Origin of the sequence: Pseudomonas putida W15Oct28, assembly GCF_000708715.2 — a bacterium.
Lineage (GTDB): Bacteria > Pseudomonadota > Gammaproteobacteria > Pseudomonadales > Pseudomonadaceae > Aquipseudomonas > Aquipseudomonas putida_R.
Map to the genome: position 1 here is coordinate 168,310 of NZ_JENB01000010.1, position 15,165 is coordinate 183,474.

Genomic DNA, 15,165 nt, shown 5'->3' on the forward strand with positions numbered 1-15,165 from the left:
GTGTAGGCAGGTTGTCGGTCGTCACCCATCCAGGAAACCGACCATGCCACAGACTGAAACTGACACCCGCGTGCAAAATGCCGATGCTGAATTCACTGCCCAGCGCCTGCCCACTTGGCTGAAGAATGCCAGCGGCTTGCAAATAGAGAACCTGCGCGCCAAGGTCAGGGCGCATCTCGCCAGCCAGCGGCGGCTGTCGGCCTTGACCCGGCAACTTCAGCCATTGCCCACGTTCGCCAAGCATCTGCTTGAGCCGGCCATCAAGGCCAGGATGGGCGTGACGCTTGATCTGGACACAGCGCTGTGGCGGGAAGAGCGCCGGCGGTTGGACATTTCGCAAGGGACGATACGCGAATTCACGTCTTACTTTGTCAGGGGCCCTGCGCTGCAGAAGCTGGTGCAAAACTTCGAGGAGGCTGAATCGTTCTTTGCCCATACCGCCGTGGTGCAAGCTGCGCAGGCGGGCGCGCAAAGCGAACAGGTACTGTGCAGTGACATCGATGGCCTGGTCAGCCTGTGCCGCAGTACCGATGTTGGCGCAGCCTACCAGCGGCACCTGGCGCAGGTGTACACCGATGACTTCGAACGCGCCTTGGCCGACGACAAGCGCCTGGAGCTGGCAGTGGCGGCCGAGACGACGAGCATGAAGCGGCAATTGACGGAGCATGATCTGCGGATGGTGCAGCAGGCGATTCGCGGTGTGGCAGTCAGCCATCCACGAAGCCGGCGAGTGGTAGTGGGCGGCCTCAAGGTATTGGGGTGCCAACTGGATGGCGTGCTGGCATTCGAGCTGCTGGGATCGTGGGAGCTGCCCAGCCACCCTATCCCTCTACCGCAGGCAACCCGGGGCGTGTTGCTTTACCTGCCGGATGATCCACAGCAGCCGTTACGCTTTTTCGATGACTGGTCAGCGGCCAACCGGGGGCTGGTTGCGGCCCTGGCAGAGGACAGTTTCCGCCAGGCTTTCGCGCAGCGGACAACGCTGCATGATCGGGTTCGCTACCTGACATTGCTCGCCACGCGCCTGGGCGATGACCAGCCCGACCTGCAACCCGCGTTGGTACCCGGTTCGCAAGGCGCTTTCAGGGGGCTGGCCGCCTGGCATGTGCAGCGGGTCAAGCGCGACGCAAGCTTTTTGGCCGTGCCCACGGAGCAGGCGGATGCCGCAACTGCAGCCCGGCGACAGAGCGAACTGGAAAGCGCTGGCCTTGCGTTGCTCAGCCTGGCGGGCTTGTTCGTGCCAGCGATTGGCGCGCTGTTGCTGATCGACTGGGGACGGCAGTTGCTTGGCCACGTCTATGAAGGGGCCAAGGACTGGAGCCAAGGGCATCAGCACGAAGCCCTTGAACACCTGTTGCAACTGGCGGCCAGCCTTGCTGCCACAGGTCTGGTGGCAGGAGGCGTCGTCGCGGCCCGCAGTGCGTTCTTCGATGTGCTGGAACCTGTCACTACCGAAGCGGGTGCGCAACGCTTGTGGCGGCATGACCTGCAACCCTACCGCCAGCCCGCGCCCAGCGTGTCACTGGTGGAGCTGGACAGCGGGCTGTATAGCGATGGCCACGGGCACTGGTGGCGTGATGGGCAAGGCTATTATCGGGTGGCGCAGGATGCCCGAGGTACCTGGCGCCTGCTGCATCGAGAGCGGCCCGACACGTTCGGGCCGTGCCTGCAAGGTAATGGCGAGCGTGCCTGGCGTCTGGCCTTGGAGCGCCCATTGGAGTGGGAGGGCGAAGTCGAGTTGTTGAGCCGGTGTTGGCCATCGGCCAGAGATCTGGACAGCGAGCGCGTAGGGCAGATCCTTAAGGTCGCCGATGTCGACGAAGCACACCTGCGTGGTTTGCTGGTGGAGGGGCGGCGTTTGCCGGTCCGCTTGCGCGACACCCTGGAGAGATTCACGGTGGATGCGCGTATCCAACGGTTTTTCCAGGCTGCCGCGCCGAGCGAGGCCGATACCGGCATCTGGCACTGGTGTGTCGATAACCTGAGGTTGGCAGGCAGGGTACAGGATGAGCAGGCCGCTTCGATCCACGCCAGTGCTGCCAGCTTGCGCCCGCGCTTGCTAGAGCATTTCTCCACCCGGTACCTCGTCGAAGACGAGGCGCTGAGCCTGGTGCAAAGAGACTTCCCGACGCTCCCTGACGCCTATGCACTCGAGGTATTGCAACCGGCCGATGAAGCGATGCGTCTGCGCATGCGCGCCGAAGCGCGGCTGCCACTGGCGTTGGCGGAGCGCGCACGCAGCTTGCTGCAGGAAGCCCGTCTGGTTCGACTACGCGAGGCGCTGTACCTGCGGGGCAGCTACCGTGCCGATGTGGTTGAACTGGTTTTTGCGCTATTACGGCACCATGGGCTTGGCCGGTCTCCTTTCAACCTGATAGTGCGTGACGGGTCCGAGTTCGGCCCTGTGCTGGCGAGGCTGTTTCCCGAAGCAAGTGGTCAGCCCAGCCTTGTACTGGTATGGCGGCAAGGCGCTTTCGATCTCTACGACGAACACGGGCTGCACAGCGAGCTGGAAGTCGCCGAGCCGCAAGGCATATTCGAAGTATTGGCAGCTTGCCTGCCAGAAGCCTATCGGCAGCGTCACGGCTGGCGGGGTGAAGATGCCCCGGCACGCATTCGGGCGTCGATGCAGGCCTGGGTCCCAGCACAACGGCAGGGGGTGCTTCGTTTGCTTGGCTGGCGTGAAGCACGCACGCTTCCTTCTGCCCTGAAGCGCCTTGCTGACGGGCGGGTTGGCTACTTGCTCAGTGGTCGGGCCGCATCGTCCGTGTCTTCAGGGCAGGTTTTGCGTCAGCGGATTCGCAGCCTTTACCCGGGCTTCAATCAGCATGAAGTCGAGCGCTTCCTGCAGCTTCTCCTGCGCGCTCCTGGCTCGGTCTACTCGGGCCTGCTGCGCATGGAGCAAGAGTATCAGCGCCTCGATGAGCACTTGCAAAGCTGGACGGCGGCGGTGTCGGGCCGTGCGAGAAATGCCCGGCGGGAGGTCGCCGACGCTTTCCGGCGTGCCTGGCGGCTTGAGGGCGAGCAGGTAGTCGATGGCAGCGGAGAAGCGACCGGCTTGCGCTTGAGTCTCGTCGGTTGGCCGGTGGGAGAGCTGCCAACCTTACCCGCCGGTACAGACTTTGCCCATGTGATCGAGTTGCGGCTGGAGGGGCTGCGTCTGGAAGCCCTGCCGGCCGCTTTTCTGCGCAGCTTCCCGGGCGTGCGAAGTCTGAACCTGAGTCACAATAGCTTGGCCGCCTTGCCTGACCATTTGCGCGGGCTTCCTCTGTTGCGGCACTTGAACCTGCGGCGCAACCGCATACGGGTAACGGCAAATCAGTCCAGCGCCCTGACCGAGTTACCCCAATTGCGAACGCTTGACCTGAGTGAGAACCCGTTGGGTGCGATCAGCCTTCAGTTCAACCAGTTGTCCGGCCTGCGTGACTTGCGGTTGTTCCGCTGCGGCTTGTTGCGGGTGCCGACAGGGTTGGAGTGGTTGGGGATGCTGGAACATGTAGACCTGCGCAACAACTTGCTCAGCGATCTGCCAGAAGCATTGCTCGATGCGCCGGAGCCTCTGCGTCGCGTGATAGCCGTACAAGGCAATGAATTGCCCGCGCACATCACCGAGCGCCTGTATGCCCAGGCTCCGCACGTGCACGTGGGGGGCGAGGCAGCGGAAACCGTGGATGGCAAGGCCTGCTGGCTCGCTACCCTGGAGGAGGCGGATATTGAACATTCACGCCGCCAATGGGACGCATTGCTGCAGGAGCCGGGAAGCACGGCGTTCTTCCAGTTGCTCGACGAGCTTACTGGGAGTTCGGACTATCGCCTGGTGCGCACTGACCTGAGCCGGCGTGTCTGGGCCATGATCGAGGCGCTCAACCAGGACACGCGCATGCGCCAGGAACTGTTCGAACTGGCGGCTGATCCGCGCACTTGCGTGGACAGCGTTGCCAGTTGTTTCGGCCACCTTGAAGTGCGCCAGCAGGTGCTCCAGGCCACCCATGGAGGCGACCCACTGACCACGCGTGACGCGCGGCTGCAGTTGGCTCGGCGCCTCTTCCGGCTGGACCGTGTTGAAGCGTTCGCACGTCAGGACTTCGAGGCCCGGTCACAACCCGGGAATGGTGAAGCGGTGGACGAGGTGGAGGTCAGCCTCGCCTATCGGACAGGGCTGTCGGTGCGGCTCGATCTGATCGGTCAACCACGTACCATGCAGTTTCGCGCGATTGCCGGGGTGACCCGCCATGACCTGGACAGGGTGTACCGCGCCGTGCAGGCAGCTGAAGCCAGCGACGAACTGGCGGTCTTCATCAGCCAGCGTGATTTCTGGTTGCCGGTGCTGCGGGTGCAACATGCAGAGGCTTTCGAGGCGCTTGAGCAACAGTTCGACACCCGATTGCAGGCACTCGATGAGGGCAAGGAGGCACTAGGCAGCGCAGCGTACGTGCAACAGGCCAACCAGATAGGCAAGGACCGTGATGCGGCGCTGGAGGCATTGGCCCTGCGCTTGACACGCGAAGCGCTGCTGGCGCCGTCCTGAAGGCAGCCGGGGGGCGAAGCACGGGCACGGTTGTATTTCCGTGTGCCTTGTCCAGGGCAGGTTGGCGAGCATGCCAACCTCACCTCTCGCTCCCGGGGCATCCATGACTTCCAGCACCTCCAACCCTGTGATCAACCATGAAAAAGCAACCGATGATTTCATCGCTGCCAGGCTACCCGACTGGCTGAAACGCGCTAGCCAGGCCCAGATCGCCGGCCTGCGCGCCAGCCTCAATGCCCACCACGCCAGCCAGGCCCGTCTGCGCGGGCTCACGCTGACCCTGCAACCTCTGCAGGTGTTCGCCGAAAAGCACCTGCTGGGCGTGCTGGTGAAGCCACTGCCGGAAGGCATGGCCCTCGCAGGGCTGGAATGGCTGCAGGTATCACCACGCGTTGGAACATTGCCCGGCACGTTTCAGCAGACTTACCAATACTCGGCGGCCCGGCAGGGTGGTTTGCTGAGGCTGATGGGCAACTTCGGCCCTGACGAATCCTTTTACCTGGGCACCGGGCTGGTATCCCCTGGTCGGGATGACGTGTTGACCGGCACGCCCGAGCAACTGGTTGCGACATGCCGTGCGCTGGATGTGGGCAGGCTCTACCAGGCCGAGCTGCAGCGTACGTTCAACGCGACCACCGAAGACATTCTTGCCCAGGACAAACGTTCAGGCTTGGCACTGGCTGCGCAGGTTGCGACGCTCAAGGGCGACATCGACGAGCAGGTGCAGCAGGCCTTGGGCAAGATGGTAGAGGGTGCTGGTGCCCATTCCGACACTGGCCTGCATGGCTACCCCGGCTTGCTGGAGGTATTGGGCCAGCGTGTGGCTGACGGGCTGTTCATTCGCTTGCGAGACAGTGTTGGCCAGGACCGAGGTGTGGTCCTTTACCTGCCTAGCGACCCCGTGCAGGCCCTGCGCCGCTTCGATACCACAGAGGCCATGAACGCCGCGATGGCTGCAGCATTGCAAGGGAAGGCCTACCGAGACTACTTCATTCAGCTGATCAGCTTGCGACATCGGGCAAGCACCGCAGGTGTGCTGAGTAGACGCCTCAAGGATGCGCAGCCTGATCTGGCGTTGAAGGGCGCTACAGCGTCTGGGGACCTGTTCGCCGCGCTGGCCGCGCAACAGCTGCAGCGGGTCAAGGACGACGCCCGGCTGTTGCTGGTACCCACCGCGGACGCCGATGCTGCCGCCGCCCGCGCTCGCCATGGGGCCTGGCATGCCGCGGGGCTCGACTTGCTCAACCTGGCGGGGCTTTTCATCCCTGTCGTAGGCGCGCTACTGCTCGGCCAGCTGGTGGCGCAGACGCTTGGCGAGGTCTTCGAAGGCGTCAAAGACTGGGCCCGGGGGCACCAGCACGAGGCGCTGGAGCACATGCTGGGGGTTGCCGAGACGGTGGCTGCGACAGCGGTGACCGTGGGCGCTGTGAGCTTTCTGCGCAGCACCTTTGTCGATAGCCTGCAGCCTGTGAACGTGGGCGGGCGGCGTGGCCTGCTGTGTTCCGATGACATCACGGCCTATGAGTCGAACCCGGGCACCATCGCCCTGCGTGATGATGGGCTTTATGGTGACGAGAGCAGGTGCTGGATGCGCAGGGGCCAGCATTACTATGAAGTACAGCGCAGTGAGCCTGAGGCCCCTTACCGCCTGCGTCACCCTGGCGGCAACACAGCGTACGGGCCGACGGTGCTGCACAACGGCGAGCGCGGCTGGCGCCTGCTGCAAGATCAACCGCAACGCTGGAGCGACGTGCGCCTGATGCTCGACAGCCTGTGGCCGCAGCATCCTGCCATGGATGCACAGCGGGCGGCGCAGGTGCTGCGAGTGGCGGGTGTGGATGCCGAGGAGTTGCGCGGCGTGCTGGTAGAAAACCGGCCGGCGCCCGTCAACCTGCGCGAGACCTTGCGGCGCTTCGAGGCCGATGCACGTATCGAGTCGTTCTTCACTCGCCTGGCCAGCTACTCGCTTGCCACGCAAGACAGTGCATTGCTGGAGTGGTGTCAGGCGCGTTCTGCCAGTACCGACAGCGATGTCCTGCTGAGCCAGCGCGCTGCCCTGCAGGGGCCACTTCTCGAGCATTTGAGCACCCCACCTGCTACCGACGACGCGCTGCTGGCCTTGATCAAACGTGACTTTGCCGGTTTGCCGCAAGCCTATGCGCAGGCGCTGGTGGCGCAGGCCAGCGAAGGCGAACGGTTCCTGGCGACATCAGGCGGGCGTTTGACGCTGGGGCTCGCGAGCAAGGCCCGCTCCCTGCTGCGCTTGGCCAGATTGAACCGTACGCTCGAGGGGCTTTACCTGCCCGCTAGCTACCGCAACGAAACCGGGCAACTGGCTTTCGCGCTACTCCAGGGCGAGTTGGAAAGCAGCGCAGGCGTGTCTGGCGAAGCGCTCAGCCTGGAATTGCGCGACAGTGGACCGGACGGGCGTTTGCTAAAGGCTGTGGGCACCGCTGTCGACCCCCTCGTGCGCAGGTTAGTGGTGCACAACGCGGGACGGTTCCAGCTTTACGATGGCCTGGGGCGTGGGCTGCCGTTCGGCCCTGGCAACCCGGCAAGCCTCTACGACATGCTTGCGGCTGCCTTGGCGCCTGAGCATCATGCGGCGCTTGGCATGGTTCAAGGCGATGCCGGGGCTCAACTACGCCAGCGGCTGCTGGCCAGGCTTCCTGCCACGCACCAAGGGGTCGCCGAGCTCTTGCAATGGCCGACGCAAATGCAGTGGTTGAACCCTGGGCGCCGCTTGGCAGACGGCCGGGTTGGCTACTTGCTCAGTGGCCGTACTGCGGGTGACAGCCGTTCTCTGTCAGCGCGTGTTCGTGAGCGTTTACGCCAGCTTTATCCCGGGCTGGACGAGGCGCAGCTGGATCAGGAACAGGCACTTTTGATGAATGGGCAGCGGCCCGTCTATGAGCGCCTCGTCGAACTCGAGGACGACCATGACCAGTTGGTTCGCCACCTCAATTTCTGGATCAGCGCCGAACTGAGCGAAGGGCGCCAGATGATTCGCCGGCGAGTGTCCGATGTCATCGTGCGGGCCTGGCGCCTGCAGGGAGAGTGGATCTACAACGCTGCGGGTTCTCCGACAGGTCAGCGCCTGTCGCTGGGCGGCATGCTGCTCACCAGTCTGCCGGAGCTACCGGTTGCCATCGATTTCCACCGTATTTCCAGCCTGCGATTGCGGGAGTCGGCGGTCGACGCGGTGCCAGTGGACTTCTTGCGCCCGTTTACCACGCTGACCGAGTTGGACCTGAGTTTCAACCGGCTGCGTAACCTTCCGCTCGGGGTTGCCTACCTGCCGCAACTGCAGCGTTTGCGCCTGGCGCACAATCAGATCCGCCTCAATGCGCAAGCAATCGGAGTGCTGCAGGCAATGCCTGGCTTGTCCCATCTTGACCTGAGCTATAACCGGCTGGAACAGCTCGACCTGAGCTTCCACCATTTCTCGACCCTGACTCACCTGAACCTGCGCCACTGTCGGCTGGGTACCTGGCCCAACCGGATCGAGCTGTGCGGCTTGCTGATGCACTGTGACCTGCGCGACAACCAGTTGCTGGCACCACCGGAGGCATTGATGGCAATGCCTTATGCCTGGCGCCGGGCCCTTCTCGTCGACCGCAACCCGCTGAGCGGGGGGCAATTGCAACGTTTGTTCGCACTGGACCCCATCGAGGAGCATGGACATTTGCCAGAACCGATGGCCAGGATCGACTTGCTTCATGCGCGCTCCTTGTGGCTGCAGCATGTCCCTGATGCCGATCGAGCTGCGCGCGCAGTACTGTGGGACGGCCTGTTGGCCGACCCGAGCGCCGCAGGCTTGTTCCGTATTTTGGCGTTGTTGGAGCATACGGCCGATTATCAATCGGTAGTTGCCGGAGGCGGCCGGGACGCACTTGCGCGTGATGTATGGGCCGCGCTGCTGGCGATCGAGGGCAGTCCGGCATTGCGGATACGCGTCTTTGAAGAGGCCAATCAACCGGTCTCCTGCTCGGACATGGTCAGCGATCGTTTCAGTAACTTGAATGTGAGGGTGTTGCTTGCCAAGGCTGAAACCGACGCGCGGGACCTGACGCAACGGGCACAGTTGATGGCATTCGGCCGGCAGCTGTTTCGGCTTGATCAGGTGTGGCAGCAGGCCAACCGGGCGATACTGCGCCAGGGCGGCGAGGGTGAACAGGTGGGGCGCTCGGCCTTGGCACTGGCATACCGTGTGCGCCTGCGCGAGCGTCTTGATTTGCCCGGCCAACCACGCGCGATGCGCTACCCGAACTCTGTCGCCTTGAGCGACCAACAAGTCAACGGCGTGGCCGCGGGTGTGCTCGCCAACGAGACGATCGAGGCGCTGACTCAAAGCCTGGTGAGTCGATTGTTCTGGCAAACCTGTCTTCGTGAGCAGCACCGGGCCCTGTTCGAGTCCCTCAGAACCGACTATCTCCAGCGCAGGGCAAACTTGCGCCTTGTGCAGCCTCCCGCTCCGGCTGCACGGCTGCGCTCGCAGCTTGCTGATCTGGATGATCAGGAGCTACGCGACACAGAGCGACTGATGGCAGTGTTGACCGAGTCTTACTTGCATAGCCTGGGCCGGGGCGCCGCCTGACCCGCAAAGGCGGCCAAACCAGTCATCCAGATTGACAGCTTTGGCCATTGCCGCCGTGCATGAGCGGCGCGAACATCGTCAGACCGATGGTTAACTCCAAAAACAAGAAACCAGGAGTCTGACGATGCGCGATTACACCGAGGCTGCTCGTGCGTTCGACCATGGCCAGGCTGCTGCGGCGGCGCTGCATGGCCACCTCGAAGCCCTCAATGCCTGTGTCGAATGCTGTGACCGCCATGCCGGTGACGGCAAGCTGGCGCTGATCCACGAAGACCGCGATGGCAACACTGTGCGGTACAGTTTCGACCAGCTCAAGGCGCAGGCTGCCCGTTTTGCCAATGTGCTCAAAGCACGAGGCGTAGGCGCCGGTGACCGGGTGGCTGGGTTGATGCCACGCACCCCCGAGCTACTTGTCACCATCCTCGCCACCTGGCGCCTTGGCGCCGTATACCAGCCGTTGTTCACAGCGTTCGGCCCCAAGGCCATCGAGCACCGCCTTGAGCAGTCGCATGCCCGCGTAGTGGTTACCGACAGCCTTAACCGGGGCAAGCTGGACGACGTGCATGCCTGCCCGACCATCATCACGGTCAAGGCCCGCGTCGGCGAGCTGGACTTCCAGCAGTGTCTGGAGGGTGCCGCAAGCGACTGTGAGCCGGTAATGCGCTCGGGTAACGACCCGTTCTTGCTGATGTTCACGTCAGGCACCACCGGCCCGGCCAAACCGCTGGAAGTGCCGCTGCGTGCCATTGTCGCGTTTCAGGGCTACATGCGCGACGCCATCGACCTGCGCAGCGAAGACAACTTCTGGAACCTGGCCGACCCGGGTTGGGCCTATGGCCTGTACTACGCGGTCACCGGCCCGTTGTCGCTGGGCCATGCCACCACGTTCTACGATGGCCCGTTCAGCGTCGAAAGTTGCGCGCGGGTGATCGACAAGCTGGGCATCACCAACCTGGCAGGCTCGCCCACCGCCTACCGCTTGCTGATTGCTGCCGGCAGTGCGTTCTCGGCGCCTGTCAAAGGCCGCCTGCGCGTAGTCAGCAGTGCCGGTGAACCGCTCAACCCGGAGGTGATCCGCTGGTTCGCCGACGAGCTGGGCGTGACCATCCACGACCACTACGGCCAGACCGAGCTGGGTATGGTGCTGTGCAACCACCATGGCCTGTCACACCCCGTACACCTGGGGTCGGCTGGTTTCGCCATCCCCGGCCATCGCATCGTGGTGCTGGACGAGCAGGGTAACGAACTGCCGCCTGGCCAGCCGGGCACCCTGGCCGTCGACCGCGAGCAATCGCCCCTTTGCTGGTTCGGCGGCTACCACGGCCTGCCGACCAAGGCGTTCATCGGCAAGTACTACCTCAGTGGCGACACCGTCGAGCTTAACGCTGATGGCAGCATCAGTTTCGTTGGCCGCAGCGATGACGTGATTACCACGTCCGGGTATCGCGTGGGGCCGTTCGACGTCGAGAGCGCGTTGATCGAGCACCCCACGGTGGTCGAGGCCGCAGTCATCGGCAAGCCGGACCCGGAACGTACCGAACTGATCAAGGCGTTCGTGGTGCTGGCCCAAGGCGTCGTGGGTTGTGCCGAGCTGGAAGAAACGCTGCGTCAGCATGTACGCCAGCGCCTGTATGCCCATGCCTACCCCCGCGAAATCGAATTCGTCAGCGAGCTGCCCAAGACCCCGAGCGGCAAGCTGCAACGCTTCATCCTGCGCAACCAGGAAGTCGCCAAACAACAAGCGCAACAGGCCACCCCTGCCAGCGTCTGAAAGGAAACCGATCATGCTCATAGCCAATAAACACTTCATTGTCAGCGGCGCCGCCTCCGGGTTGGGTGCTGCCACGGCGCAGATGCTGGTCGAGGCCGGCGCCAAGGTCATGCTGGTCGACCTCAATGCCCAGGCCGTCGAGGCCAAGGCCCGTGAGCTGGGTGACAACGCCCGCTTCGCCGTGGCCGACATCAGCGACGAGCAGGCTGCCCAGGCTGCCGTCGATGCAGCCGTCAGCGCCTTTGGAAGCTTGCAAGGGCTGGTCAATTGCGCCGGCATCGTTGGTGCCGAGAAAGTGCTGGGCAAGCAGGGCCCGCATGGCCTGGCCAGCTTCGCCAAGGTAATCAACGTCAACCTGGTCGGCAGCTTCAATTTGCTGCGCCTGGCCGCTGCAGCCATGGCTGAAGGGGCAGCCGATGAGGCGGGCGAACGTGGGGTGATCATCAACACCGCCTCCATCGCTGCCTATGACGGCCAGATCGGTCAGGCTGCCTACGCTGCCTCCAAGGGCGCGATCGCCAGCCTGACCTTGCCGGCCGCGCGCGAACTGGCACGCTTCGGCATCCGCGTAATGACCATTGCCCCGGGCATCTTCGAAACGCCGATGATGGCTGGCATGACCGAGGAAGTGCGTGCTTCGCTGGCTGCCGGCGTGCCGTTCCCGCCACGTTTGGGCCGCCCGCAGGAATACGCTGCGCTGGCCCGTCACATCATCGAGAACAGCATGCTCAACGGCGAGGTGATCCGCCTCGACGGTGCACTGCGCATGGCTGCCAAGTAAGGAGAGCGAACATGGCCCTCGCCAATGATCCGATCGTAATCGTCAGCGCCGTGCGCACGCCCATGGGCGGCCTGCAGGGCGACCTGAAAAGCCTGACCGCGCCACAACTGGGTAGCGCGGCCATCCGTGGTGCCGTGGAACGTGCCGGCATCGATGCTGCCAGTGTCGAGCAAGTGCTGTTCGGCTGTGTACTGCCGGCCGGCCTGGGCCAGGCGCCGGCACGCCAAGCGGCGCTGGGGGCCGGGCTGGACAAGCACACCACCTGCACCACCCTGAACAAGATGTGCGGCTCGGGCATGCAGGCCGCGATCATGGCCCATGACCTGCTGCTGGCCGGCACCGCAGACGTGGTGGTGGCGGGCGGCATGGAGAGCATGACCAACGCCCCGTACCTGCTGGACAAAGCCCGTGGCGGCTACCGCATGGGCCACGGCAAAATCATCGACCACATGTTCATGGACGGCCTGGAAGACGCCTATGACAAAGGCCGCCTGATGGGCACCTTCGCCGAAGACTGCGCCCAGGCCAATGCTTTTACCCGCGAAGCCCAGGACCAGTTCGCTATCACCTCGCTTACCCGTGCCCAGGATGCGATCAGCAGCGGCCGCTTTGCCGCCGAAATCGTGCCCGTGGAAGTCACCGAGGGCAAGGAAAAGCGCCTCATCAAGGATGACGAACAGCCGCCCAAGGCGCGCCTGGACAAGATCCCGCAGCTCAAGCCCGCCTTCCGTGAGGGGGGGACGGTGACCGCAGCCAACTCCAGCTCGATTTCCGATGGCGCTGCGGCGCTGGTACTGATGCGCCGCTCCGAAGCCGACAAGCGCGGCCTCAAAGCATTGGCAGTGATCCACGGTCATGCGGCCTTCGCCGACACCCCGGCGCTGTTCCCGACCGCGCCGATCGGCGCCATCGACAAACTGATGAAACGCACCGGCTGGAACCTGGCCGAAGTCGACCTGTTCGAGATCAACGAGGCCTTTGCCGTGGTCACCCTGGCGGCCATGAAACACCTTGACCTGCCCCACGACAAGGTCAACATCCACGGCGGGGCCTGCGCCCTTGGCCACCCGATCGGCGCTTCCGGCGCACGCATCCTGGTGACCCTGCTGTCGGCCCTTCGCCAGAACAACCTGCGCCGCGGCGTGGCGGCCATCTGCATTGGCGGCGGCGAGGCCACGGCCATGGCCGTCGAATGCCTGTACTGAGGTGAACCATGCTGGTAACTGACGAGCAACAACAGATCGCCGATGCGGTACGCGCTTTTGCCCAGGAACGGCTTAAACCTTTTGCCGAGCAGTGGGACAAGGAACACCGCTTCCCCAAGGAGGCCATCGAGGAGATGGCTGAGCTGGGCCTGTTCGGCATGCTGGTCCCAGAACAGTGGGGCGGCAGCGACACCGGTTATGTGGCCTACGCCATGGCCCTGGAAGAAATCGCCGCTGGCGATGGTGCCTGCTCGACCATCATGAGCGTGCACAACTCGGTAGGCTGTGTACCGATCCTGCGTTTTGGCAGCGAGCAGCAGAAGGCGCAGTTCCTCACCCCCCTGGCAACTGGCGCGATGCTGGGTGCCTTTGCCCTCACCGAACCGCAGGCTGGCTCCGATGCCAGCAGCCTGAAGGCCCGTGCGCGTCTGGACGGTGACCACTATGTGCTCAATGGCAGCAAGCAGTTCATCACCTCCGGGCAGAACGCCGGGGTGGTGATCGTGTTTGCCGTGACTGATCCCGAGGCCGGCAAGCGCGGGATCAGCGCCTTTATCGTGCCCACTGATTCGCCGGGCTATCAGGTGGCGCGGGTCGAGGACAAGCTCGGCCAGCACGCGTCCGACACCTGCCAGATTGTCTTCGACAACGTGCGTGTGCCGGTGGCCAACCGCCTGGGCGCAGAAGGCGAGGGCTACAAGATTGCCCTGGCCAACCTGGAAGGCGGGCGCATCGGTATCGCCTCGCAGGCTGTGGGCATGGCCCGTGCGGCGTTCGAAGTGGCGCGTGACTACGCCAATGAGCGGCAAAGCTTTGGCAAGGCGCTGATCGAACACCAGGCCGTGGCTTTCCGCCTGGCCGACATGGCGACGAAAATTGCCGTGGCCCGGCAGATGGTGCTGCACGCCGCCGCGCTACGTGACGCCGGGCGCCCGGCGCTGGTGGAAGCGTCCATGGCCAAGCTGTTTGCCTCGGAAATGGCCGAAAAGGTCTGTTCGGATGCCTTGCAGACCCTGGGCGGTTATGGCTATCTGAGTGACTTCCCGCTGGAGCGGATCTACCGCGACGTTCGGGTTTGCCAGATCTACGAAGGCACCAGCGATATTCAGCGCATGGTCATTGCGCGCAATCTTTGAAGGAGCAGACTGCATGGCATTCGAAACCATCCTGTTGGACATCCACGGCAAGGTCGGCCTGATCACCCTCAACCGCCCGCAGGCACTGAATGCGCTGAACGCGCAGATTGTTGGCGAGATCAACCAGGCGTTGGACCAGCTCGAGCGCGACCCGAACATCGGCTGCGTGGTGCTGACAGGCTCGGCCAAGGCTTTTGCCGCTGGCGCCGACATCAAGGAAATGGCCGACCTGCAATACCCGCAGATCTACGTCGATGACCTGTTCAGCGATGCCGACCGCATTGCCAACCGGCGCAAGCCGATCATTGCTGCGGTATCCGGCTTTGCCCTGGGCGGCGGCTGCGAGCTGGCGATGATGTGTGACTTTATCCTCGCCGCGGACAACGCCAAGTTCGGCCAGCCGGAAATCAACCTTGGCGTGCTGCCGGGCATGGGCGGCACCCAGCGCCTGACCCGTGCGGTGGGCAAGGCCAAGGCCATGGAACTGTGCCTGACCGGCCGCTTGATGGGCGCTGAAGAGGCCGAGCGTGCTGGCCTGGTGGCGCGTATCGTGCCGCAGGCAGAGCTGGTGGAAGAGGCGCTGAAGGTGGCGGCGACCATCGCCAGCAAGTCGATCCCGGTGAGCATGATGGTCAAGGAAAGCGTCAACCGGGCGTTCGAAGTTACCCTTAGCGAGGGTGTGCGCTTTGAGCGTCGGGTGTTCCATGCGGCCTTCTCCACTGAAGACCAGAAGGAAGGTATGGCTGCGTTCATCGCCAAGCGCGAGGCGCAGTTCAAGGATCGTTGATCAGATTCGTTGCCGTTGTTTTTGCTTTTAAGCGCGCGATAGTTCAGGCGACGCAGATTGCGACTTCAGGAGGCCGAGCGCAGGGCTTGCGAAGGGAGGTGACGGGCATGGATGCCCGTCACGCGCTGGGCCCCAGGATGGGGCCTGCAGCGCGGTCCTCCTGGGAGCAAGCCCGGAGCGAGGGGACCCCGGAGCGAAGCGTAGGGGCCGGATGATGGGAGCGCATGTACAGGTCACCCACATGGGTTACATAAAAGTACACTCACATAGGTGACACCTTGAGCGTCAGATAGCCATCAACGGCATCACGCACATCGATCCTACCGAGGATGATTGGACCGAAAATAACATCCCACACAC

The 15,165-nt window shown here is 63.8% G+C and carries 7 protein-coding genes; all 7 read left to right on the top strand.

Annotation, left to right across the window (positions count from 1 at the left end; genetic code table 11):
- Positions 1 to 43: 43 nt before the first annotated feature.
- Positions 44 to 4,528, top strand: coding sequence for an NEL-type E3 ubiquitin ligase domain-containing protein (locus AK81_RS09470; protein WP_043198523.1), 4,485 nt, complete (start codon positions 44 to 46; stop codon positions 4,526 to 4,528).
- 103 nt (positions 4,529 to 4,631) lie between these two features.
- Positions 4,632 to 9,125, top strand: coding sequence for an NEL-type E3 ubiquitin ligase domain-containing protein (locus tag AK81_RS09475; protein WP_050491856.1), 4,494 nt, complete (start codon positions 4,632 to 4,634; stop codon positions 9,123 to 9,125).
- Between the two features lie 124 nt (positions 9,126 to 9,249).
- Positions 9,250 to 10,896, top strand: coding sequence for an acyl-CoA synthetase (locus AK81_RS09480; protein WP_043198524.1), 1,647 nt, complete (start codon positions 9,250 to 9,252; stop codon positions 10,894 to 10,896).
- A gap of 13 nt (positions 10,897 to 10,909) precedes the next feature.
- On the top strand, positions 10,910 to 11,677 hold the full coding sequence (locus AK81_RS09485) for an SDR family NAD(P)-dependent oxidoreductase (protein WP_043198525.1): 768 nt from the start codon (positions 10,910 to 10,912) through the stop codon (positions 11,675 to 11,677).
- 11 nt (positions 11,678 to 11,688) lie between these two features.
- Entirely contained in the window at positions 11,689 to 12,882 is a 1,194-nt protein-coding gene (locus AK81_RS09490) for an acetyl-CoA C-acyltransferase (protein ID WP_043198526.1), read from the top strand.
- 8 nt (positions 12,883 to 12,890) lie between these two features.
- Positions 12,891 to 14,018 (top strand): acyl-CoA dehydrogenase, encoded by a 1,128-nt coding sequence (locus tag AK81_RS09495; RefSeq protein ID WP_043198528.1) that lies wholly within the window; start codon positions 12,891 to 12,893, stop codon positions 14,016 to 14,018.
- 13 nt (positions 14,019 to 14,031) lie between these two features.
- On the top strand, positions 14,032 to 14,805 hold the full coding sequence (locus AK81_RS09500; RefSeq protein ID WP_043198529.1) for an enoyl-CoA hydratase: 774 nt from the start codon (positions 14,032 to 14,034) through the stop codon (positions 14,803 to 14,805).
- Positions 14,806 to 15,165 lie beyond the last annotated feature (360 nt).